Origin of the sequence: Enterococcus sp. DIV1089c (genome assembly GCF_050530965.1) — a bacterium.
Lineage (GTDB): Bacteria > Bacillota > Bacilli > Lactobacillales > Enterococcaceae > Enterococcus_B > Enterococcus_B hirae.
Genome location: NZ_CP172888.1, coordinates 1,964,758 through 1,986,620 on the forward strand (window position 1 = coordinate 1,964,758; position 21,863 = coordinate 1,986,620).

20 protein-coding genes, 1 tRNA gene and 2 pseudogenes are annotated in these 21,863 nt (G+C 38.4%); 5 read left to right on the forward strand and 18 right to left on the reverse strand.

Features of this window, described 5'->3' with window-relative positions; translation table 11 throughout:
- Positions 1 to 101 precede the first annotated feature (101 nt).
- The 5 genes from tpiA to rpoN form a co-directional block, all read right to left on the reverse strand.
- Positions 102 to 857 carry a triose-phosphate isomerase gene (tpiA, locus tag IGL30_RS09290; protein ID WP_010718612.1) on the reverse strand — a complete coding sequence of 252 codons (756 nt, stop codon included), beginning with the start codon at positions 855 to 857 and terminating at the stop codon, positions 102 to 104.
- A 155-nt stretch (positions 858 to 1,012) separates the two neighbouring features.
- Positions 1,013 to 2,203: a phosphoglycerate kinase gene (locus IGL30_RS09295; protein WP_088745286.1), complete on the reverse strand. Its 1,191-nt coding sequence runs from the start codon at positions 2,201 to 2,203 to the stop codon at positions 1,013 to 1,015.
- A gap of 110 nt (positions 2,204 to 2,313) precedes the next feature.
- The gene (gene gap / locus IGL30_RS09300) at positions 2,314 to 3,315 is read right to left on the reverse strand and encodes a type I glyceraldehyde-3-phosphate dehydrogenase (protein ID WP_010718614.1); all 1,002 of its coding nucleotides are present in this window, start codon (positions 3,313 to 3,315) and stop codon (positions 2,314 to 2,316) included.
- Positions 3,316 to 3,355: 40 nt separating this feature from the next.
- Positions 3,356 to 4,447: a sugar-binding transcriptional regulator gene (locus tag IGL30_RS09305; protein WP_430618191.1), complete on the reverse strand. Its 1,092-nt coding sequence runs from the start codon at positions 4,445 to 4,447 to the stop codon at positions 3,356 to 3,358.
- A gap of 152 nt (positions 4,448 to 4,599) precedes the next feature.
- Complete coding sequence (rpoN, locus tag IGL30_RS09310) at positions 4,600 to 5,931, reverse strand: RNA polymerase factor sigma-54 (RefSeq protein WP_034699130.1); 1,332 nt, start codon at positions 5,929 to 5,931, stop codon at positions 4,600 to 4,602.
- Positions 5,932 to 5,990: 59 nt separating this feature from the next.
- On the opposite strand from rpoN, the gene IGL30_RS09315 reads away from it, so the two are divergent.
- Positions 5,991 to 6,062: transfer RNA gene (locus IGL30_RS09315), tRNA-Arg, on the forward strand.
- Positions 6,063 to 6,276: 214 nt separating this feature from the next.
- Here the strand turns inward: IGL30_RS09315 and IGL30_RS09320 are convergent.
- The 11 genes and pseudogenes from IGL30_RS09320 to IGL30_RS09370 all read right to left on the reverse strand — a co-directional run bounded on the left by IGL30_RS09320 (position 6,277) and on the right by IGL30_RS09370 (position 16,000).
- Positions 6,277 to 6,756: a hypothetical protein gene (locus tag IGL30_RS09320; protein WP_317751704.1), complete on the reverse strand. Its 480-nt coding sequence runs from the start codon at positions 6,754 to 6,756 to the stop codon at positions 6,277 to 6,279.
- Positions 6,757 to 7,270: 514 nt separating this feature from the next.
- Positions 7,271 to 7,788, reverse strand: a pseudogene (locus IGL30_RS09325) (GrdB-related putative oxidoreductase).
- A gap of 14 nt (positions 7,789 to 7,802) precedes the next feature.
- Positions 7,803 to 9,158, reverse strand: a pseudogene (gene celB, locus IGL30_RS09330) (PTS cellobiose transporter subunit IIC).
- Positions 9,159 to 9,210: 52 nt separating this feature from the next.
- Positions 9,211 to 9,540: a PTS sugar transporter subunit IIB gene (locus IGL30_RS09335; RefSeq protein ID WP_010718620.1), complete on the reverse strand. Its 330-nt coding sequence runs from the start codon at positions 9,538 to 9,540 to the stop codon at positions 9,211 to 9,213.
- Positions 9,541 to 9,601: 61 nt separating this feature from the next.
- Entirely contained in the window at positions 9,602 to 10,549 is a 948-nt protein-coding gene (locus tag IGL30_RS09340) for a N(4)-(beta-N-acetylglucosaminyl)-L-asparaginase (protein ID WP_123874631.1), read from the reverse strand.
- Between the two features lie 144 nt (positions 10,550 to 10,693).
- A complete protein-coding gene (locus IGL30_RS09345; protein WP_375371714.1) occupies positions 10,694 to 11,977 on the reverse strand; it encodes a Sapep family Mn(2+)-dependent dipeptidase in 1,284 nt (427 codons plus the stop codon).
- Between the two features lie 19 nt (positions 11,978 to 11,996).
- Positions 11,997 to 12,722, reverse strand: coding sequence for a GntR family transcriptional regulator, LSA1692 subfamily (locus IGL30_RS09350; RefSeq protein ID WP_010738003.1), 726 nt, complete (start codon positions 12,720 to 12,722; stop codon positions 11,997 to 11,999).
- 585 nt (positions 12,723 to 13,307) lie between these two features.
- Positions 13,308 to 14,201 (reverse strand): RsiV family protein, encoded by an 894-nt coding sequence (locus IGL30_RS09355; protein WP_123874629.1) that lies wholly within the window; start codon positions 14,199 to 14,201, stop codon positions 13,308 to 13,310.
- A 27-nt stretch (positions 14,202 to 14,228) separates the two neighbouring features.
- Positions 14,229 to 14,741 carry an RNA polymerase sigma factor gene (locus tag IGL30_RS09360; protein ID WP_088745291.1) on the reverse strand — a complete coding sequence of 171 codons (513 nt, stop codon included), beginning with the start codon at positions 14,739 to 14,741 and terminating at the stop codon, positions 14,229 to 14,231.
- Between the two features lie 134 nt (positions 14,742 to 14,875).
- Complete coding sequence (rpoE, locus tag IGL30_RS09365) at positions 14,876 to 15,487, reverse strand: DNA-directed RNA polymerase subunit delta (protein ID WP_010718626.1); 612 nt, start codon at positions 15,485 to 15,487, stop codon at positions 14,876 to 14,878.
- Between the two features lie 75 nt (positions 15,488 to 15,562).
- Positions 15,563 to 16,000, reverse strand: coding sequence for a DUF1934 domain-containing protein (locus IGL30_RS09370; protein WP_088745292.1), 438 nt, complete (start codon positions 15,998 to 16,000; stop codon positions 15,563 to 15,565).
- A gap of 370 nt (positions 16,001 to 16,370) precedes the next feature.
- Between IGL30_RS09370 and IGL30_RS09375 the strand changes: the two genes are divergently transcribed.
- Genes IGL30_RS09375 through yidA form a run of 3 tightly spaced genes read left to right on the forward strand, consistent with a single transcriptional unit; the run spans position 16,371 to position 19,392 of the window.
- Positions 16,371 to 17,201: a lipoate--protein ligase family protein gene (locus tag IGL30_RS09375; RefSeq protein ID WP_123874628.1), complete on the forward strand. Its 831-nt coding sequence runs from the start codon at positions 16,371 to 16,373 to the stop codon at positions 17,199 to 17,201.
- The gene (locus IGL30_RS09380; protein ID WP_123874627.1) at positions 17,185 to 18,555 is read left to right on the forward strand and encodes an HD domain-containing protein; all 1,371 of its coding nucleotides are present in this window, start codon (positions 17,185 to 17,187) and stop codon (positions 18,553 to 18,555) included. The genes IGL30_RS09375 and IGL30_RS09380 overlap by 17 nt, the downstream gene beginning before the upstream one ends.
- 24 nt (positions 18,556 to 18,579) lie before the next feature.
- A complete protein-coding gene (gene yidA, locus IGL30_RS09385; protein WP_010718630.1) occupies positions 18,580 to 19,392 on the forward strand; it encodes a sugar-phosphatase in 813 nt (270 codons plus the stop codon).
- A 90-nt stretch (positions 19,393 to 19,482) separates the two neighbouring features.
- On the opposite strand, the gene IGL30_RS09390 is transcribed toward yidA, so the two are convergent.
- Positions 19,483 to 19,920 (reverse strand): NUDIX hydrolase, encoded by a 438-nt coding sequence (locus IGL30_RS09390; protein WP_034699102.1) that lies wholly within the window; start codon positions 19,918 to 19,920, stop codon positions 19,483 to 19,485.
- 128 nt (positions 19,921 to 20,048) lie between these two features.
- On the opposite strand from IGL30_RS09390, the gene gloA reads away from it, so the two are divergent.
- Positions 20,049 to 20,420: a lactoylglutathione lyase gene (gene gloA, locus IGL30_RS09395; protein WP_010718633.1), complete on the forward strand. Its 372-nt coding sequence runs from the start codon at positions 20,049 to 20,051 to the stop codon at positions 20,418 to 20,420.
- 86 nt (positions 20,421 to 20,506) lie between these two features.
- On the opposite strand, the gene IGL30_RS09400 is transcribed toward gloA, so the two are convergent.
- The gene (locus tag IGL30_RS09400; protein WP_088745692.1) at positions 20,507 to 21,853 is read right to left on the reverse strand and encodes a TrkH family potassium uptake protein; all 1,347 of its coding nucleotides are present in this window, start codon (positions 21,851 to 21,853) and stop codon (positions 20,507 to 20,509) included.
- Positions 21,854 to 21,863 lie beyond the last annotated feature (10 nt).

The window sequence follows — 21,863 nt, forward strand, 5'->3', positions numbered from 1 at the left end:
TTGAGTTTGTTTTTTCCTAAGGGATTTCCCTCATATACGATTTTAGTTAATTTTAGGCGTTAGTGCAAACATTTCTTGCATTTTTCGCAAATTTTCACTAATTATTTTACAGCGTCTAATAATGCCAAGAATGAATCAGCTTGTAAGCTTGCGCCACCAACTAATGCTCCGTCAACATTTTCTTTCGCCATATATTCAGCAATGTTTTCTGGTTTTACAGAACCACCGTATTGGATACGTACTGCATCAGATACTTCTTTGCCGTATAATTTTTCAACTGTTTGACGTACAACGCCACAGATTTCGTCAGCAATTTGTGCATCAGCTGATTTACCAGTACCGATTGCCCAGATTGGTTCATAAGCAATAACCATGTTGCTTACTTGACCATCTGTTAATCCTTCAAGACCAGCAGTGATTTGTCCTTCGATCCATTCAGCTGTTTTTCCAGCTTCGTAAGTTTCTAAAGATTCACCACAGCAAAGAATTGGGATCATGCCGTTTGCAAAGATAGCTTTCGCTTTTTTGTTGATGTCTTCATCTGTTTCATGGAAGTATTCACGACGTTCTGAATGTCCGATGATCACATAGTCCACACCTAAGTCTGCTAAAGCAGCTGGTGAAGTTTCACCTGTGAATGCACCTGAGTTTTCCCAGTAGCAGTTTTGTGCTGAGATTTTTAATTCTGTTCCTTCAGCTGAAGCCATTAGTTCTTGTAAGAACAAAGCAGGTGATCCGATAACAGAATCAACTTTTTCATTTGAAGGGATGTTGTTTTTTACTGCTTCAGCAAATTCTTTTGCTTCAGATGCAGTTTTGTTCATTTTCCAGTTACCAGCGATAATTGGTTTACGCATGACAGTATGCACTCCTTTAAAATTATGAGTCGTGGAACTCTCCTCCACGTATAAAAAGAAAAAGCTGCTTTTTGGTTAAGTTTATTTGAGTTTGAATCAATTCACCGTTGCAAAAAGCAGCTGTCTTCATCTAAATCAGATACAACGAACGATGCTTATTTATCGTTGATTGCAGCTAAACCAGGTAGTTCTTTACCTTCTAGTAATTCTAAGCTTGCGCCGCCACCTGTTGAGATATGTGTGAATTTGTCAGCAAAACCTAATTGTTCTGCAGCAGCTGCTGAGTCACCACCACCGATGATTGTTGTTGCATCTTCAAGGTTAGCGATTGCTTCACAAACACCGATTGTACCTTTAGCAAAGTTACTCATTTCGAACACACCCATTGGTCCGTTCCAAACAACTGTTTTTGCACCTTGTAATGTATCAGCAAATAATTTCACTGATGCAGGGCCGATGTCTAAAGCCATCAATCCTTCAGGGATATCGCCTTCGATTACTTGTGTTTCAACATCGTTTGAGAACTCTGGAGCACAAACGTTATCGATTGGCAAGACTAATTTGTCGCCAGCTTTTTCGATCAATTCTTTTGCTAATTCAACTTTATCAGCTTCTACTAAAGAGTTACCGATTTTGATTCCTTTAGCTTCGTAGAATGTGTAAGTCATTCCGCCACCGATCAAGATTTTGTCTGCTTTAGGAATCAAGTTTTCGATTACACCGATTTTATCAGAAACTTTTGCGCCACCTAAGATTGCGATCATAGGGCGTTTTGGTTCTTCAACGGCTTCACCGATAAATTTGATTTCTTTTTCCATCAAGAATCCAGCAACTGTTGGGATACCAGTTGAAGCAATTCCGACGTTTGAAGCATGCGCACGGTGAGCTGTACCGAAAGCATCATTGACAAATACATCACCTAATGAAGCCCAATATTTACCTAGGTCTGCATCATTTTTGCTTTCTTTTTTGCCATCAATGTCTTCAAAACGAGTGTTTTCAAAAACAACCACGTCGCCATCTTTCATGTCATTGATTGCTGCTTCTAATTCTGCACCACGAGTTTCAGGAACGAAAGTTACTTCTTTTCCTAATAGTTCGCCTAAACGTTTTGCAACGGGAGCTAAAGATTTACCTTCTTTATCTTCTTCCGTTTTTACACGTCCTAAGTGAGAGAAAAGAATTGCTTTTCCGCCTTGTTCTAATACGTAGTTGATTGTTGGTAATGCTGCTTTGATACGTGTGTCATCTGTGATCACGCCATCTTTCAAAGGAACATTAAAGTCAACACGGACAAGAACTTTTTTATCTTTTAAATCAATATCTTTCACTGTTTTCTTAGCCATTTTATTTCCTCCTAAATAAACTTACTATCAAAAAAAGCGGAAGAAGCGCGATTGCTTCCCCGCTTTTAAGTGTACATGCTTATAAATTACACTTGTACGTTTGGTCTATCTTATAAGTTAGCGAAGTATTCTAAAGTACGTACTAATTGTGCAGTGTAAGACATTTCGTTGTCATACCAAGCAACAGTTTTAACTAATTGTTTGTCGCCAACAGTCATTACTTTAGTTTGTGTAGCGTCAAATAATGAACCGAAAGTCATACCAACGATATCAGAAGAAACGATTTCGTCTGTGTTGTATCCGTAAGATTCGTTTGAAGCTTCTTTCATTGCTGCGTTGATTTCGTCAACAGTTACTTCTTTTTCAAGAACTGTAACTAATTCAGTTAATGAACCTGTTGGTACAGGAACACGTTGAGCAGCTCCGTCTAATTTACCGTTCAATTCAGGGATTACTAAACCGATAGCTTTAGCAGCACCTGTTGAGTTAGGAACGATGTTTGCAGCAGCAGCGCGTGCACGGCGGAAGTCACCTTTAGGATGAGGTCCGTCTAGAGTCATTTGGTCACCTGTGTAAGCGTGGATAGTTGTCATTAATCCTTCAACAACACCAAATTTGTCGTTTAATGTTTTAGCCATAGGAGCTAAACAGTTAGTAGTACATGAAGCACCTGAGATAACTGTTTCTTTACCAGTTAATGTTTCGTGGTTTGTGTTATAAACGATTGTTGGAACGTCATTTCCACCAGGAGCTGAGATAACAACACGTTTAGCACCAGCTGTTAAATGTTTTTCAGCAGCTGCTTTTGAAGTGAAGAAACCAGTACATTCTAGAACGATGTCAACACCTAGTTCGCCCCAAGGTAATTCTTCAGGGTTACGGTTAGCTAAAACTTTAACTTCTTTTCCGTTAACGTTGAATGAACCTTCGTGAACTTCAACTGTTCCGTTGAAACGTCCTTGAGTTGTGTCATATTTTAACAAGTGTGCTAACATTTTAGCATCTGTTAAGTCGTTGATTGCTACTACTTCGATTCCATCTACATCTTGGATACGACGGAATGCTAGACGTCCGATACGTCCAAAACCATTAATACCTACTTTAACTGTCATTTAAGATTTCCTCCTTATGAAAATCAAAAAAATATTTATTTTAAAGGGATACCCCTTTTAAAATCTCTTTTGCTGCAGCTTCATCAGTGATGAGCCACGTTTGTTTTGGTGCATTTTTCATATAGGCGCGAATCGCTTTTGCTTTTGACTTTCCCCCAGCAATCGCAAGAATGATGGGTACATTTGCCAAATCTTTCAATTCGATTCCGATGCGAGGAACTTTATATACGACTTCGCCATTTTCATTGAAAAAATAGCCGAAAGATTCCGCCACCGCATTCGCCTGTTTCAGCATGACTAATTCCTTTTCAGTCATTTTTCGACGTGCTGCCATATGGAGTGCGCGTCCAATACTATGAATAACACAATTTGCCTGACTAATCAAGTTTAACACTTCTTGAATAGAGGGTTCATTGAGCAAGGAATTGTACGTTGCTAAACTTAATTGTTCTGGAACATACAATGCACGATGATTTCCACTTGCTTTTGTAGCCATTCTAGCACTTACGGAATTTGCTTGTACAGTCACAGCCTCTCCGATACCACCACGAGCTGGCACAAATAGATTATGTCGCTGATTGTTTTCCAAATTTGTCAGTTGTTCAGCTACTACAGCCATCGTTGTTCCGCCCATTACAGCAATGATATTATTGCCCTCCGGTAGTAACAAATCTAAAGCTTCATTTAATGCTTCACCAAAAGCATCCGCCACTTTAGGCTGTTCTTCAGTGTTTCCTGATACCACGATACAACGTTGATTCCCAAAATACTCAGCCAGTTTTTTTTCTGTCTGATGCATTCCTAAAAGTTGATCCATGAAGTTCTCAAGACTTTGATAAACTTCTTCTCCTTTTTTGGTCAAAGTCATACCGCTTTTAGAGGTGTTGATCAAATCTAACTGTTTCAATAGATCTGTTTCTGTTCGTAATACGCGTTCTGTGATGCCCATACTCTCTGATAAACTACGACGACCTATTGGCTGCATCCAATAAATATTACGTAAAATTTTATATCTTTCCTGTAAAACCTCGATAATATCCGGTGCAACAGATTCAATCATTTTCAATTCATCAAGCATAGCGATCTCCTTAGTTGGACGATATTTGTCCAATGTAGACTCAAAACGACCCATGTACGATAAAAAAAGAAAAGCGACTTTCCTACTACTAAGTATTTAAAAGGAAAATCTCAACCTCACGAATGTAAGTCTAACAGTTTTACCCGTTTTTTTCAATAAAAAAAGACTAGAAAAAACTTTTCATTTTTTTCTAGTCGAGATTCACATTATCTATCATAACGTTTTCTTTTCGATGAACTTGGGATTCCCAGCAGGTCACGATATTTTGCAACCGTCCTTCTTGAAATCAATATTTCATCTTTTTTTAATAATTCTACGATCTTTTGATCAGAAAGTGGTTTGATTTTGTCTTCTTGATCTACAAGTTCTTGGATTTTCTTTTGTGCAGTATCAGCTGAGAGATCGGTCTCAGTATCTGTCCCACTTTGCTGTAGTCTAGTTGTAAAGAATTTCTTAAGCTCGAAAACCCCAAATTCAGTTTCCAGGTATTTTCCATTGACGGCACGGCTGACAGTGGATTCATGTACTTCCAACTCTTTTGCCACTTCTTTTAATGTCAGCGGTTTAATTGGTCGTTCTTTATTTGTGAAAAAGGCTTGTTGATGGGAAACAATGATTTGAGCCACCCGTAAAATCGTATCCCCACGTTGTAGAATCGTTTTTTTCAACCAGTCAAATTCTTGTTTCCGTTCTTTCAAGTACGCTTGCGTTTCTTTGTCTGCTTTTTTAAGCATCTGATTAAAATAATGTTCTTGGAAACGAACATCTGGTTGATTTCCTCGTCTAGAAAGGACAGACACTTTTTGGTCCTTATCAACCATCACTTTGACATCAGGAATGATATATAATTCACTGCTTCGATCAAAAATCCGTCCAGGGCTTGGGCTAAGTGTTTGGATGTAATCAAAGATTCGTTGTACTTCACTAAGTTCGATTGAAAAGCGTTGAGCGATCTCTTTCCATTTGCGATCAACCAGCAACTCAAAACACTCTTCCAAAACGATATACGCTAACTCTGGTGCAAAGTCATCTCTTTCCGTTTGTAACATCAAACACTCTTGTAAACTTCGTGCCCCCACACCTGCTGGTTCAAGTTGTTGGACCAGCGTTAGTGCATCAAGGATCTCAATCGAAGTTGCATTTGTTTGTTCTTGTGCCTCTTTTAAATCAATCGTCAAAAATCCATTTAAATCAATGTACTCGACTAAATAAAGAACTAACTGACGTAAGAAGGTCTGCCGATAGTTCAAATGGATCTGTTCGATCAATGATTCAAATAAGGAAACACTGGTATCGGGAATTTGATTTAAGTAGTTGGTTTCTTCATTATCATTGGCTGATCTGATCTTCTGATAGTCAGATTGCCATTCTGGTTCCACTACTTCTATCAATGGATTTTCTAATGCTTGATTTTCAACAAATGCCAAGAGCTCTTCACTGTTATATTGCAATACCTGGATGGACTGTTGCAGATGTTGTGTCATGGCTAATTTTTGTGTTTGCTGTTGTTTTTGTGAAAAGTTTTGTTGAAATTTCATTTTTTTGTCCATTCCCCTTGTAATTTTTTTTTAGTTTCGTTACAATTGTGTCTGTACTTGCGTCCTTAGTGTAGTGGATATCACGTAAGATTCCGGTTCTTGAGACGGGGGTTCGATTCCCTCAGGACGCGTCTATTGCTATCTTAGCATATTTGGGAATGTTTTGCTTTCTAAATTTAAAAGATAAAAAGCTGATCCGCATGTATGGATCAGCTTTTTTCGTTATTTTTTGTGTAAACTAAGTTTTACGAGCCACCCATATCTCTCCCATCACTTTTCTTTAACCATTCACTATTATTCAGCAATGGTTAGCGATCGCTGTCCACTTCCTTACCCGCCTGCAAATCAAAAAGTGATTCGGTGTTCACTATAACTGTATTGGTAATGGCTCCCGGCATCCTTTGTAGTAAACCTTAGATCTAGCGCACTGTCTACACCACTCGTTGATCCGATTTGCCATGAAGTCGTGCCTTGATTAAAGAAGTCACCATTCACGATATAATAGATACGATTGGCTTCTTCTAAGTTGACATAGACAGTTCCGGAAAAGGCTTTTGCCACTTCCTGGTCTTCTCTAACCAAATTTATTGCTACTATTCGTTTAATCGCTCTAAAATGACCACTTTCACTCGTTTCACAATAAAACCGCATCGTTGGCTTGTACGCCTTATTTACCATCACAGTATGCGACAGTACTCGAAAGGTTGCTCTATTTCGAGTAACTGTGTGAACAATCTTGTCCGAAGATTCGAGTTTTTGCCTTGCTTTTGTTGATGAAAGCTGAAGATCGTTTGTGAGTTGCTCAATCATTTGATCATAAGTCATTACTTTGGAAAATGTTGCATGTGTTCCTACATTAGACTTGCTTGTAGTTACCGCTATTTCTTGGGGATGAGAAACCAACAATAGAAGTATAGAGTTAACAAACAAGGTCATGAGTATCTTTACTTTGTTCATACATCACCACTTTTCTTCAATTAATAATAAATCGCTTACAATAAGTAGTTTATTGGACGATCCATTGAGATTCAAGTCTATTTTTTCACTCTACTTTTTAATAAAGAGAAAGAACAAATCAATAAAGAGAAGGAGCAAGCTGGCAAACGGTGAAATTCAGTTAGCTAATTGATCGAATCTTTCTACCCAAACATTGACATTGATCAAAGCCTTACGTGTTCCTCATCTCCCCTGATCCTGCTTGTGGCAAACTATTCTTTGCAACCTTCTTCACACAAAAAGCCAATCAAAACATACGTAATGATTGGCTTTTTTCCGTCATCTATCGAAACAGCTTTTCAACTTAAGAAAAGTCATTATGCTCCGTTTATTCACTTTTGATTCAAAAGATCATTTCTTGTTCTGAGGAAGTTCGTTCTTCCCCTTTCGCTAACTGTGTCACGATTGTTGCCATATTTTTATAGGATTGATTTAGTCCGATCCCACCTTTTTTTGGCATTTTAACGATGGGGATCACTTGCTGATATTTTGCTACAGCAGGATTTTCAACAGACATTGCAGCGGCAGCAGGAATGCCTTCTTTGTTAAAAGCTTCGACTAACCCGCCTGCCATCTCTCCAAAATTAGGATAATGCATAGCTGGTCCACATAATATCGCATCTGCTCCAAACTTTTTGGCGAATCCGATAAATTTTTGTTTAACTTCTTCTGGATGACTTGAATAATAACGATCACCGCAGTATAAAGTAGCAATAATCTCTGCCTTTTTTTCTTTAAACAATGGCGCTAATGTTTCTCCCGGTCCTAGAGCTGTTTTTTTCCACCTGGAGGCAATTGTGCTTGTTCGTCACTTCCCATACCTGCGGTCACATGGTTGAGGATCAAAATGATTTTTTTCATGCTCCTACTCCTTTTTATAAGGTATCAAAATCAAAGTCATCAAAATTGATTTCTTCTGCTGTTGATTCTTCTGCCTCAAGCTCTTCTTTCAGATATTGAGTGTCTAACACTTTGATGAATGGATAATAAACTGCCATTCCTAATAAAATAAGTAATCCCTGAAGGACAGAAGCTTGCCAACCACTGACTAAAAAGCCGGAAATGATCGGTGGCGTTGTCCATGGAAGTTGAATCCCATTGGTGTAAGCAACTAACCCTAGGTCCATACAAAAATAAGCAATAATGATATTGATCGTCGGTACTAAAGCAAATGGGATCAAAATGATTGGATTTAATACGATCGGTAAACCAAAGATGATCGGTTCATTGATCCCGAAAATTCCTGGTACAAGCGATAATTGTGAAAGTTTTTTCACTCGCTGACTTTTACATACAAGAATCATAATCAAAATCAATGATAAGGTAGAACCGCCCCCACCAAATGTTGCAAACATATCTTGAAATTGACCTGTAATGATATTAGGAATTTCATGTCCGTCTTTGAACGCATTTAGATTTTCAATCGATAAAGCACGAAGAACTGGATTGAAAACTGCACCTACGACACTTGAACCGTTGATTCCGAAAAACCAGAAAAAATGTAAAAATAAGTACGCAATGATCATAGCACCTAAAGTATTCCCTAAACTTAACAATGGTGTTTATAAGAATTTAAACAGGATTTCTTGTAAATTCCCATATGTGGTTAAACTCGCTATCCAATTCGCCACCATAAAGAACGTTAAGATGACGAAACTTGGAATCAATGCTTCAAACGATTTAACAACTGTAGGCGGCACGCCATCTGGCATTTTGATTGTCCACCCTGTACGAATCAAGGCAACGAACATACGAGTCGCTACTAAAACAACTACCATCCCTAAAAATAAACCACTTGATCCCATCCAACGTAAAGGAAGACTTCCGACTTCAAATACTTCAGTCGAACCTTCTGGCGTAAATAATGTGGTAAAAGGCGTTACGATAAAGAATGAAACTAAAGAAATAATTGCCGCTTGCATCGCATCCACTTTAAATTGCTTTGCTAAACTATAACCGATGCCCCCAACTGCTAAAATCGTCATGATATCAAAACTGGCGGTAGCAGGCTTATTCAACATGACTGCCCAATTTTCCCCTAAAAATCCAGCCATCCATTCATTCCAATTTGGTATTGGAAAGTTGGTCAATACTAGAAACAATGACCCCACGATCAATAACGGTGTAGAAAGTAAAAAGCCATCTCGTATAGCAATCAAATATTTATTTTCTCCAACCGTTTTTGCCATTGGTGTCAAAACTTTTTCTAACCAATTCAAAAATTTTTGCATCTTTTTTCCCCCGATCTTTTTGTTGACTCCAACTGTTTCCGTTTACAAAAACTCATTTTCTACTTTCTTTGATCATTTTCAGGACATCTTTCATCGCACGTTCGCCATCCATCATGCCATATGCTTCTGTGGCAATTGTGCCTACAGGAATGCCTAACGGCTCAAACGTTTTTTTCATTTTGTCACTTAAATGACGAACTTGTGGTCCTAATAAGATGGCTACCGGTTTCTCTTGTTCAACTTTTTCCTCTGCATGGATTGCTGGGAACGCATGGATTTCTAGTGGCATCTGATGTTTTGTGACTACTTCCATCATTTTATTGACCATAATACTCGTTGACATACCTGCTTCACAGAATAAATAGATTTTTTTTGTTGCCATTTTTTTCTCCTCCTTATATATACATATGCTGATTATCAGCTAAATGACTTCGATACTGGGATCAAACTGGGGCTTTGATGCGTTTTTCATAAGCATCCAGCCATTCTTTGGTGATTGGTTCAATGAACGTTGTCTGATCAACTCCTGGATTAGCTAAGTAGATAGCTGGTTGCTCCTTTTCAGTTGCAACAGTAAACGTAAATTCGACATTGGTCGCAACTCCCCATTCACCTGCTTTATTCATAGCAACTAATGAAAAAGCACCTGCTTTGCCATACCGTTCTTTTAATAAATCAGTAAAAGAATACACAGCTTGATCACAGGCTTTTTGTGGAGTGACTCCTTCTCCCATCAAGCGAACAATTTCATAAGCTAGACAGCCTTTCATTAGATCTTCTCCTAGACCAGTTGCTGTCGCACCACCGATTTGACTGTCGACGTAAAAACCAGAACCAGATAAAGGGGAATCTCCCACACGACCTTGCTTTTTCATAAATAATCCAGAACTAGACGTTCCTGCAGCCATGCCAGTGTGTTGATCCAAAGAAACCACGCCCACCGTATCATGTCCGTCATAGGGGCTTAGATTCGTTTTCGCCACTTCTGCCACTCGTTTTTGCCAAATTTTTTTAGCTCTTGGCGTTAGCATGTTTTTCCGTTCGAATCCTGCTAGCATTGCATATTCAGTGGCTCCTTGTCCTACGCGAAAACTATTGAATTTTTCATTACTTAATTTTCTGGCAACTGATATTGGATTCGCAATATCTACGATCCCAGCCACTGCCCCAATTTTGAACGTATCCCCATCCATAAAAGCCGCATCCATTTCTACAATGCCTCGTTCGTTTGGCAAGCCACCATAGCCAACTGATTTGTAAAATGGATAGTCTTCTACACATTTGATTGACGTTTCCACAGCATCTCCGCATGTTCCTTCCTGTTCTAATAATTCTTTGGCAGCTAACACACCATCATGTGCCATATGCCACGTTGCGATAATTCCCCACATGTTTACTCCTCCTATATATAGCGCTTACATCTATTTTATTTAGTATATACTATTATGTCTATACTAAAAAGAGACTTTTCTTAAAATCTAATTGATTTATAAGAGAAGTCTCTGATAATCTTTTTTTTAAAAATATATAACTGTTTATTCGATCAATGCTTGAATGCTTCGCAGATATATCTCTAAATTCATACGCAGATCTGTTACTTCCATATACTCGTTTTTGTTATGTGCAATCCCTTTCTGTCCAGGAAAAGAGGGACCAAACGCTAATACATTAGGAATCTTTCTGGCATAAGTAGCACCCGTTGTCGTCACTGGTGTAGGGTCGTTCCCAGTAATCTCGCCATAAATTTGAGATAGTTTTTTGATTTCAGGCGAATCTTTTTTCTGACAGATCCCTGGAATACTGCGATTGATTGTAAAAGTCGCTTTCTCGGGCAACTGTTTAGCCAACCCACTCACGACTTCCTCTTCTGTGACTGAAACAGGGTAACGAAAAGCAACTTCTAAATCTAACCCGTTAGTGTTTTTTTGCAAATTCACAGGTGTAAGAATCAACCTGCCTGAATCTTCATCAGACAAAGCAAGATCGATTCCTTCTCCATAATGTTTATTGTGGAAAGCTTGCCAGATCCAATCAAAATAAGCTCGTATTTGTTCTGGAACAGCTGAATCTGCTTTGATTTTTTCGGCAAGCAGCGTAATCGCATTCTCTCCTAATTCTGGGGCATTACTTGGAGAACGTTTTCCTTCCACATCAAATTTTTTCTCATTAATCGAAACACTCAGCTGGTCTGGCACATGATCTCGATATTGATCCCCTGCAAAATCACTGATTTGAATAACTTCTTCTTTAACTAATGGGAAATGAATCGTTAGGTTGACTACTCCTCTTTCTCCGTAAACAACTGGATATTTACAATCTGGCGTAAAACCAAATGATGGCGGAACTTCAGCCTGTAAATAATGAGCCACATCAGACATCCCACTTTCTTCGTCAGTCCCAAAAATAATGCGGATCGTTTTTTTAGGAACCGCTCCCATTTTTTTCAACAGGATCAGAGCATAAAAACAACTAATGATCGGCCCTTTATTATCTAAAATCCCTCGTCCATAAAAGCGTCCATCTTTTTCGCTTAAATCAAAGGGTGGAAAATCCCATCCCGATCCTGCTGGAACCACATCTAAATGACCAATGATCCCAATATAGTCCTCATCATCTTCTCCCCATTGGACGTACCCGATCGCATCATCAATCACTTTGGTCTTAAACCCTACTTCTTTTCCTTTTTTAAGTACAAGGTCCAACACTTCTCGAGGTGCTTTCCCAAACGGAGCATGATCTTCCGGCTCCCTTTTCACACTTGGTACTTTCATAACTGTTTGAAGAAATTCAAGAAATTCCTCCCAATGTTCATCAATCATCGACTTGCTTTTTTTCAATTTATTCACTCCTTTTTTGACGAATCAACGTATTTTTAAATGTATATTTATCTGCACGATAATACGAGCAGTCATATAAGATTGGTTTGGCTGCTGGCGAATATGTCATTGAATGGACAAACAACATCGGTTCATCCACAGCTACTTGCAAGAGTTTTGCCACGTCAGCCGTCGCTTTCACTGCTTCGATTTCTTGGTGAGAATAAGCGATCTCCACGTTTTTTTCGATCACTTGATAGAGTGACCCACTTAATTCTTCTTGAGAGACTTCTCCCAGATAACGTTTTAAAATATAAAGATTTTCAACCGTCATTGGTTCGTCATCAAAATAACGTAATCGTCTCAAATGAACGATTGGCTCAGAAATCGATTCACCAAAAGCTTGTTTAACATTCGTTGGTAGTTGTTCAGTAACTTCGCATTCTAAGACTTGCGTTTTTGTCTTTTTCCCTTGGATTCGAGCAGTTTCGGTAAAGCTTTGCAATCCTCCAGAGCCACTTTGGATCTTAGGTTGTTTCATGACATACGTGCCTTTACTTTTTTCTTTGATCAACTTATTTTGGCTGATCAATAATTCGATTGCTTTACGAACAGTTAAACGACTACATTGAAACTCGTCTGCTAAATCATATTCTGAAGGTAATTTTTGACTAGAAACGTAAATTCCTTCCATGATTCGCTTCTCAATTTCATTCGCAATTTCTTGAAATTTTGGTTGTTTTTTCACGAGATTCCTCCTAAAATATTCTCCAAACTTTCTGCTAGCTTTACTTATTAGCAGAACCAACAATAATGAGAAAATATTTTTATCCAACAATAAGTATATACTAAAAAGTATATACTTTCACATCATTTACGATATTTGCACAAAAAATTCTAGGACGAAATTTGGATAGTTCTCTAAAATAAAAGGGACTGAAACAAAACTTGCTTCAGTCTCTTCTAGTATCTCTAAAAACGAATAAATGATGTTCAAAGAGCTGACCTCTTGTTCACGGTGAGAAAAAAGTAGCATCTTCAAAAAATTTGTCGAAATTGACCAAAAAATTGTGAAGCACCAAGTAGGTAACAATCAACAGCAAAAACCAGTGTTTGCGTTTCTTGTCAATTTTCGGAAATTCCTTCTTATTTCTTGATGCGAAATACTTTTGTCTCAATCTCTCTTAAACAGCTATTTATCCAACAATGGCTGTCCTAGACATTTTGTATATATTATAACCATGTATAATTGAACTATTTGAAGTATTTTTCCAAAATCAAATCAACTCTTATGATAGCGCAAAGGATCAGTTATTTATTTTTTAGGTTGAGCTTACTCATTTAAGTAATCTGGAGAAGCTAAAAGTGAACGTGTCACTTCTTTAGGTATCACAAAGGTTGGTGTGCCCATATAGCCAGGTGCGATCGAAAATTGATCGTAAACTAAGACTAGCTCGTGATTTTTATTGATATAAAAAGATGTGTCTTTAGTAACTAATGGCGTTTTTTTGATTAGTCCATCTTTAAAATCATCATCTGTCCAATAATACTGATCAGGGTTTTCTTTGCTATTTTTTTGCATTTGCTCTTTGACTTCATTTGTCAAAACGGAAAGATACTGATCATCTTTGAATAAAAGTGGTAAAGATAGGACTACTCCGCTTTTTTTATCAATCGTATCATAACGCTTTTCCGTATAGCTGTCTGCGGCAGTTTGTGTCATCTTTCGTTCAATCACTAAAAAACGCGGATCATCCAACAGTTTCTGATAATCTCCCGTAACTTGAAAATGATTTGTTTTAAAGTCTTGGTACTGTACTTTTGCTTTTTCAAAGTTTTCTTGTCCTTCACGAAAGTACTTTTTGTTCAGTCCAGCAATCGTCTGACTATTTTCTTTATCTTTTGTACTGATTTGCGGCACTCGGATCTCGATTGCTTCATCAGACAGTGTTTTCCCTAAAATTAATTTCACGACTGGGCCAATCAAGGGTAAATCTTCAGCAAAACTACGAATTTGATTGTTAAAAAAAACACTGCTGAACATCATCGCAATAATAGCAAAAGATAGAATAAGTCCTTTCACTTGTTTTTTTCGTTTCACTCGTTGGTTAAACCTTTGTTCTTCTAGTGAGTAGCGCTTGATCATCTCATTTTTGATACCACGAGGGATTTCTTGTTGTTGATAGACTTGTTTCAGTTGTTCTAATTCTTTCTGAGCTGAGTACATCCGTCTTTCTCTCCTTTATTGTGATTTTTACTGTAAGATTTTTCTTAGCTGATTTAACGTACGATACATTTTGGTTTTGACGGTGTTTTCATTAAAATCAAGAATCTCTGCAATTTCTTTTAAACGAAAGCCTTCAAAAAAATGTAAAATCAAAATTTCCTTTTCGGGGCTATCAATTCCTTCAATGATTCCATGTAAATCAGTCAATGAATCGTCCATTGTATGAGCGAGTTGAATCGTTTCTTCTTCCAATGTTTCCGATTGATTTCGTTTTTGCTTACGCCAAGCATCGATCGCTGTTCGTATCAAAATACGATAAAACCAAGCTGAAAATCGTTCAATCTCTTTCCCTTGTTCAATAGCAGCTAACGCTTTATGAAAACTGTCTTGCATTACGTCCAATGCTTCTTCTTTGTTATGAACATAATTCATTGTGATCCGAAACATTTTCTCATATTCCTCTTGGATCAATTCACTTAATAAGTTCTTTGATTTTTCGATTTGCTTCTTTTTCTTGTAACGATTAAAAATCGGACCCATCTCCTTTCCCTCTCACTTACTATGACGATCAAACAAACCAAAAAGTTTCAATTATTTTTTAATTTATGTAAAAAATCAATACAAAAAAACTGCAGATCCCTTATTGGGGGATCTGCAGCTATGAATCCGAAAGTCTATTCTTCGGTGAACTCTTCGTCCTCGTAGTCTTCGTCTTCATCGTCATCTTCAATAATGCTTAGATCTTCTTCGATGTTGCCTGGTAATTCTTCTTCATCGTCACTTGTGTCGTCTGCACCGATTTCTTGCAGGTCAGAGTTATAAGCAGCGATTTCTTCATCATCGTCATCATCATCTTCAAAAAGATCATCGTCATCTTCGTCAGACAAGTCAGTATCTTCTGGGTCATCATCATTATAATCGATCGCATCTTCATCATCGTTGATAAAGGCATTGACTTTTTTACGTTTGCGTCGACGAGGTGTATCTTCATCTTCTTCGTCAATTCCATGGTTTACTTCTTCATCGATCGAATCGATCGCATACCATGAACGCAAGCCCCAACGATTGTCACCTAATGAAATAAAGCTACCATCAATATTTAAGTCAGTATAAAATTGTGCCAGTGAATCACGAATCTCACTGTCTGATTTTCCAAGATAGGTTTGGATTTGGTTGGCTAAATCAGAAAAATCCATCACATCGCCACGTTGTTCTAAGATCGCATGTGCTACTTCGATCATTGATAATTCGTTTTTGTTTGCACCTTCAAATACACTAATTTCCAATCAGGACACGTCCTTTCACAGTCTACTCCTTATCATACAAAATCATACGTAAAAAATCAAACGTTTCTTTGCGATTTAAGCAGTAAAATCTAAAGTTAAATAATATTCCCCTAATTTTTCTTGTCCCATTAGCAAGTCGTATTCAATCATTACTTTCCCAGCGGTTGGTCGGTCTTTCAGACTAACATGTAATTCTTTGGTATACGTTTCAATTTGAAGCATGCCATAAGGTGTCCGATACGTTGTTTCCAAACGTTCACGATACCCGAATTTTAGTCGCATCCGTGTTTCTCCCGCACGAATCAGTTGAACCTGTCCATCGGGCATCAATTTGATCGTTACAGGGATTTCTTCTGCTGTATTTTCCTGAATTTCCTGGTATCGTATGTATAACGTATCCCCAATTTTGACCATTTGACCTTTCAGATCAAAGAAAAAGTCTTGATGCTCCCCATTTTGCATGACTTTCGTCCGTAATTTGATTGAAATGGGTGTTCCTTGCGATTGTGCCATTTTACCTTCTCCTTTACTTCATATAGGTACATTGTTCCTAGTTTTCGTCTATTTGTCAAACAACTCGTCATCGAAGAGGTTGTGAAAGCATCGGGGAGCTCCGATGACAATAAGAAAGAATTTTTTAAAATAGCTTCTCATATTTTGAAAAATTCTTTCTTATTTCAAGGAGCTGATGCTTGAACACCGTTTATTCGTTTTTAGAGCTACCAGAAGAGACTGAGCCAAGTTTTGTCCCAGACTCAATAAATTCTTTTTTTAGAGTATGTTAGAGTATAGTATAATAATGAGAGAAAGTCCCATGAAACGATGACAAACGTGAATCATTGGAATGTCAATCGATGATTAATTATATAAAGGAGCGAATGTAATGAATCCAACAATTATATTGGATCAAAAAATTTATCAAAACAATGATTTTACCCCTTTTGCTCTGACGGATATCTTAACCGAGTATTCAAAAAAAAACAACCAAAACTTTCTCCATTTTTGGCAATATGAACAAACGGTGATCTTAGGAATGAAAGATACTCGAACGCCCTACTTCCATGAAGGCATTCAGGAGCTAAGAAAAGCAGGCTATCAGCCAATCGTTCGCAACGCTGGTGGATTAGGGATCATTTCTGATCAAGGGGTTTTAAATCTCTCATTGATTTTCCCTCAAAACGAACAGGAGAAGATATCGATTGATGCTGCCTATGAAAAAATGCTCACATTGACTCGTCTGGCTTTTCCAACCGTATCAATCGAAGCTTTTGAAGTGACTCATTCTTATTGTCCTGGTACGTATGACCTGAGTATCAACGGTAAAAAGTTTGCGGGGATCGCCCAACGTCGCATAAAAAACGGGATTTCTGTGATGATGTATGTTAGTGTCAATGGCGCACAACAAACCAGAGGTCAAGCGATGAAACGATTCTATCAAGAAGCGCTGAAAGAGGATTTCGGCACGGATGGTTACCCGGCGGTCGTTCCTGAAAGTATGGCAACCTTAGCTGATTTACTTGAAACGCCTTTAACCATTGAGGATGTAAAACAACAATTCCAATTGGCACTCACACAACTCTATGGAGAGAGTCGTTCAGTTGATGCGTTATGTTGGAAAGAGGCACATGTCACTTCTGAACAGTGGACGAATCAAATCAATCGAATGGAAGAACGAAATAAATTAAAGGAGCTTGCTGATGACTATTCCTTATAAATATCAATTATTACCGATCGAAAAGGTCTTTCGTGACCCGGTCCATAACTATATCCATGTCCAACACCAAGTCATTTTAGACTTGATCAATTCAAAAGAAGTCCAACGATTGCGCCGTATCAAACAGTTAGGCACTTCTTCCTTTACTTTTCACGGCGCTGAACATAGTCGGTTCACTCATTCATTAGGGGTCTATGAAATTTCAAGACGGATCTGTGATATCTTTTCCCGCAATTTCCCTCAAGAAAAAATTGGCGCTGACGGCTGGGATGATCGAGAACGTTTGGTTACATTGTGCGCAGCATTGCTTCACGATGTTGGTCACGGTCCTTATTCTCATACATTTGAGCATATTTTCCATACGAATCATGAAGCGATCACTGTTGAGATCATTACTTCTCCCGAAACGGAAGTTTATCAAATTTTGAATCGTGTGGAAGAAGGATTTCCAGAAAAAGTTGCCAGTGTGATTCAAAAAACGTATCCTAATCCCCAAGTCGTCCAAATGATTTCCAGTCAGATCGATGCTGATCGAATGGATTACTTGTTGCGAGATGCCTATTACACTGGGACAGAATACGGTACGTTTGATTTAACACGAATTTTACGTGTCATTCGTCCCTATAAAGGCGGGATCGCCTTTTCGATGAATGGGATGCACGCAGTCGAAGATTATATTGTGAGCCGCTATCAAATGTACGTTCAAGTTTATTTCCACCCTGTGTCTCGTGGCATGGAAGTAATTTTAGAACACTTGTTACATCGGGCGCATGAGTTGTATCGAGAAGATCCCAATGTGTTTGAATCCCATTCTCAACTACTCTTACCGTTTCTTGACGAAAACTTTACACTGTATGAGTATTTAAAATTAGACGATGGCGTTTTAGGAACTTATTTTACCCAATGGACGGAATTTTCTGATCCAATCTTAAGTGATTTAGCTAAACGTTTCTTATACCGTAAACCGTTAAAATCGGCAACTTTTTCTGGGGATCGCTCTTCTTCCTTGATCGAGGAAATGACTGCTCTTGTGGAAAAAGTTGGCTACAATCCTGTTTACTATACTGCCATCAATTCCAGTTATGATTTGCCTTATGATTTTTATCGCCCCGAAGAAGGACGCCATCGAACACAAATCGAAATCTTGCGAAATGATGGAACTTTGGTAGAATTATCAGAGGTGAGCCAACTTGTGGCTGCTCTTGCTGGACAAGAACAAGGAGATGAACGATTTTTCTTTCCAAAAGAAATGGTTGATCCGTCTTTAAGAAATCACTACGATCTATTTGACGAAACCTATCAAGAATTTGCAAGCCATATCCGCAATGGTTCACTGATTACCCAAACAAACTAAAACACACGATCACTGGAGGAAATTATGTCTATCAAGTTAGTCGCCATCGACATCGATGGAACCTTATTAAATGAGAAAAGAGAAATTACAGCAGACGTCAAAGAAGCGATTGCTCAGGCTGTCGCTAAAGGAGTAGCTATCGTCTTGTGTACCGGCAGACCGTTGCCTGGTGTCCAAGAACAGTTGAATGAACTCGATTTATTCCAAGAAAATGACTACGTGATCACCTACAATGGCGCACTTGTCCAACAAACAAAATCAGGAAAAATCATCGCACGACATGGTTTGACACATGAAGATTATTTAGAAATCGAAGTGATGGCTCGTCGAGTTGGCAGTCATCTACACTCCATTGATGATCAGGCGATTTACACCTCTAATCGTGATATCAGTGCGTATACGATCCATGAAGCCAGCTTAGTTCATATGCCGTTGAAATACCGCACACCTGAAGAAATGACACCAGATATCAATTTGGTTAAAATGATGATGATCGACGAACCTGATATCTTAGATGCTGCGATTGCGCGTTTACCACAAACATTCCGTGAAAAATACACGACAGTGAAAAGTGCGCCTTATTACTTTGAAGTATTAAACAAAGAAGCAAGCAAAGGCGCAGCCGTTGCGAACTTAGCGCAACATCTTGGAATCGATCAGGATGAGATCATGGCGATTGGTGACAACGAAAATGACTTATCGATGATTGAATATGCTGGCTTAGGCGTTGCGATGGGTAATGCTGTTCCGCTAGTTAAAGAAGCTGCCAACGTGGTCACTAAAACAAATGAAGAACATGGCGTGGCAGAAGCGATCAAAACGTATGTTTTATCATAATAAAAATAACCCTTGCTACTAAATAAAAATCCAAAACCAGTTCGTCACTGACTGTACGCTGGTTTTGGATTTTTTCTTGATTTAATTGTTTTAATTGTTCAATAACCATTTTTCAACCGCCCACTTGTGGCTACCTCGTTTTAATTTTTCAATGGCTTCTTGTGGTGTGACCCACCAAATAGTATTCGTCTTTTCAGTTGGTTCTGCCACTTGTTGCCAGCCGTTTGCCACGTAAAAGTAGCCTGGGTTATAGTAATAGGTCTGACGGTAATTGGAATAAAAATACTCATCCGCTTCCCCTAGATAAGTCGCAATTTCTGCGACGATCCCCATTTCCTCAAGGAGTTCTCTCTTAAGAGCTGCTTCTTTTGTTTCCATCGCTTCGATCTCTCCACCAGGTAAAAAATAAGCACCATTTGGAGCTTCAATCAAAGCTAGTTTGTTCTTTTCTTCCACGATGATATAGGCAGCATATCGTGGGGAATACTGGACCCCTGCTTCTTTTTCACCAAATACTGGTTTATCCATCATTTTGTCCACCTTAAGCTTATTTACTTTTTATTTTACATGAGAGTTTTCTCATAAACAAGCGCAAATCTTCTATTGCTCTTTCTTTTTTTGTTATGATGAAAAAAAAGGAAAGGAAGTAGTTATTTATGAAAATGGCTCATACTTGCGTTCGAGTGAAAGATCTTGACGCTTCATTAGAATTTTACCAAAAAGCGTTTGGCTTTGAAGAAAGTCGTCGCCGTGATTTTCCAGAAAACAAATTCACCCTTGTTTATTTAACTTTACCAGGAGATGACTACGAACTAGAATTAACTTATAACTATGATCATGAAGGCTATGATCTAGGGAATGGCTATGGACACATTGCTATTGCTGCTGATGATTTAGAAGCACTTCACGAAAAACACCAAGCAGAAGGATTCAATGTGACAGACCTAAAAGGACTTCCAGGAACAGCTCCTTCTTATTATTTCGTTGTTGACCCTGACGGATATAAAATCGAAGTTATTCGGGGATAAGGTTGTTAAAAAAACGCTCAAAACAGCTTCTCTTGTTTTGAGCGTTTCTTTTTTATTATCATCAGAACTCCCCGATACCTTCACAACTACCCAAGCATAATGCTTTCTTCTGGGTATTTGTAATTGGCTTCTGCCCTGTTCGCTTTTACTAGTAGTGAAAAAACGACTGTCATGATTCCTACTCGACCGATATACATCAAAGAAATAATGACTAGTTTTCCGATCAATGTCAAATCCGGGGTCAACCCCATCGTCAATCCAACTGTCCCAAAAGCGGAAAAGACTTCAAACGCAATATATTCGATTCCTGACGTTTTGGGAATCGTCTCCGTCACAGATAGGACCATGATCGCAACAACACATAAAGAGAGAGTTACAAAGAAAAGAGTCAATGCACGTAGTACGGCTGCTTGGCGAATGGTTCGACCGAAGGCTTCTGCTCGTGTCTTTCCTTTAAACATGGCATGCATTTGGATCAATAAAATTCCTAATGTCGTAGTTTTCAGTCCTCCAGCTGTCGAACCAGAAGTTCCTCCGATGTACATCAAAAACATCGTTAAAATCAATCCTGCATGACTCATCTGTAAATAATCAATAGAGTAATAGCCTGCTGTTCTTGGTGTCACACTCATAAAAAATGTATTCGCTAATCTTTCTGTAAACGTACCTTTAACTAAAGTCAGTCCATTTCTTTCAGTGATGAAAAATAAAATAAATCCACCAATTAATAAGAGTGCAGTTACAGATAAGGCGACTTTTGAATGTAGTGTGATTTTTTTGACCCGATGATAACTTAGAATATCACGCCAGACAATAAAACCTAATCCACCTGCAATGATCAACGCTGAAACGACCATGATCAGATAAACATTTGTTTGATCCGCGAGTAGACTGTCTCCTAATAAATCAAATCCTGCATTACAAAAACTAGAAACGGCATGAAAGATACTAAACCAGATTCCTTTAACCCAACCAAATTCAGGAATAAAAACTACACTCAAAGCAACGGCCCCGATTACTTGGATCACCACCGCAAATTTTAAGATATAGATCATTAACTTAATTACACCCGACATCTCTTCAAGGTTTAAGGCTTCCTTTAGTACAATCCGCATACTAAAACTGATTTTTTTCTTCGCAATAGCAAAAAAGAGGATCGGGATCATCATAAAGCCTAACCCACCGATTTCAATCAAGGTCATGATCAAAAACTGTCCTGCACTATTCCAATGCTCCGCAGTATTCAGTGTCGTCAAACCAGTCACGCAAACAGCTGAGGTTGCAGTGAATAAGGCATCAATAAAATGGGTGCTTTCTCCGCTGCGGCTAAAAAATGGTAACGTCAGTAAGCTACCTCCAAACAGGATCAAGATAAAAAAACCAGCAGCAATTAGCTGGACAGGTGATAATCGTTTTCTTACTCTTTTTTTCATGATAGTCATT

Excerpts from the sequence above, each read along its gene's own strand:
- IGL30_RS09355 (WP_123874629.1), bottom strand. The coding sequence starts at position 14,201 with ATGTACTCAGCTCAGAAAGAATTAGAACAACTGAAACAAGTCTATCAA.
- rpoN (WP_034699130.1), bottom strand. The coding sequence starts at position 5,931 with ATGAAATTTCAACAAAACTTTTCACAAAAACAACAGCAAACACAAAAA.
- IGL30_RS09305 (WP_430618191.1), bottom strand. The coding sequence starts at position 4,447 with ATGGGTCGTTTTGAGTCTACATTGGACAAATATCGTCCAACTAAGGAG.
- IGL30_RS09360 (WP_088745291.1), bottom strand. The coding sequence starts at position 14,741 with ATGGGTCCGATTTTTAATCGTTACAAGAAAAAGAAGCAAATCGAAAAA.
- IGL30_RS09375 (WP_123874628.1), top strand. The coding sequence starts at position 16,371 with ATGAATCCAACAATTATATTGGATCAAAAAATTTATCAAAACAATGAT.
- IGL30_RS09345 (WP_375371714.1), bottom strand. The coding sequence starts at position 11,977 with ATGATTGATGAACATTGGGAGGAATTTCTTGAATTTCTTCAAACAGTT.
- gap (WP_010718614.1), bottom strand. The coding sequence starts at position 3,315 with ATGACAGTTAAAGTAGGTATTAATGGTTTTGGACGTATCGGACGTCTA.
- IGL30_RS09335 (WP_010718620.1), bottom strand. The coding sequence starts at position 9,540 with ATGGCAACAAAAAAAATCTATTTATTCTGTGAAGCAGGTATGTCAACG.
- yidA (WP_010718630.1), top strand. The coding sequence starts at position 18,580 with ATGTCTATCAAGTTAGTCGCCATCGACATCGATGGAACCTTATTAAAT.
- tpiA (WP_010718612.1), bottom strand. The coding sequence starts at position 857 with ATGCGTAAACCAATTATCGCTGGTAACTGGAAAATGAACAAAACTGCA.
- IGL30_RS09295 (WP_088745286.1), bottom strand. The coding sequence starts at position 2,203 with ATGGCTAAGAAAACAGTGAAAGATATTGATTTAAAAGATAAAAAAGTT.
- IGL30_RS09320 (WP_317751704.1), bottom strand. The coding sequence starts at position 6,756 with ATGACTTATGATCAAATGATTGAGCAACTCACAAACGATCTTCAGCTT.
- IGL30_RS09390 (WP_034699102.1), bottom strand. The coding sequence starts at position 19,920 with ATGGATAAACCAGTATTTGGTGAAAAAGAAGCAGGGGTCCAGTATTCC.
- IGL30_RS09380 (WP_123874627.1), top strand. The coding sequence starts at position 17,185 with ATGACTATTCCTTATAAATATCAATTATTACCGATCGAAAAGGTCTTT.
- IGL30_RS09340 (WP_123874631.1), bottom strand. The coding sequence starts at position 10,549 with ATGTGGGGAATTATCGCAACGTGGCATATGGCACATGATGGTGTGTTA.
- gloA (WP_010718633.1), top strand. The coding sequence starts at position 20,049 with ATGAAAATGGCTCATACTTGCGTTCGAGTGAAAGATCTTGACGCTTCA.
- IGL30_RS09370 (WP_088745292.1), bottom strand. The coding sequence starts at position 16,000 with ATGGCACAATCGCAAGGAACACCCATTTCAATCAAATTACGGACGAAA.
- IGL30_RS09400 (WP_088745692.1), bottom strand. The coding sequence starts at position 21,853 with ATGAAAAAAAGAGTAAGAAAACGATTATCACCTGTCCAGCTAATTGCT.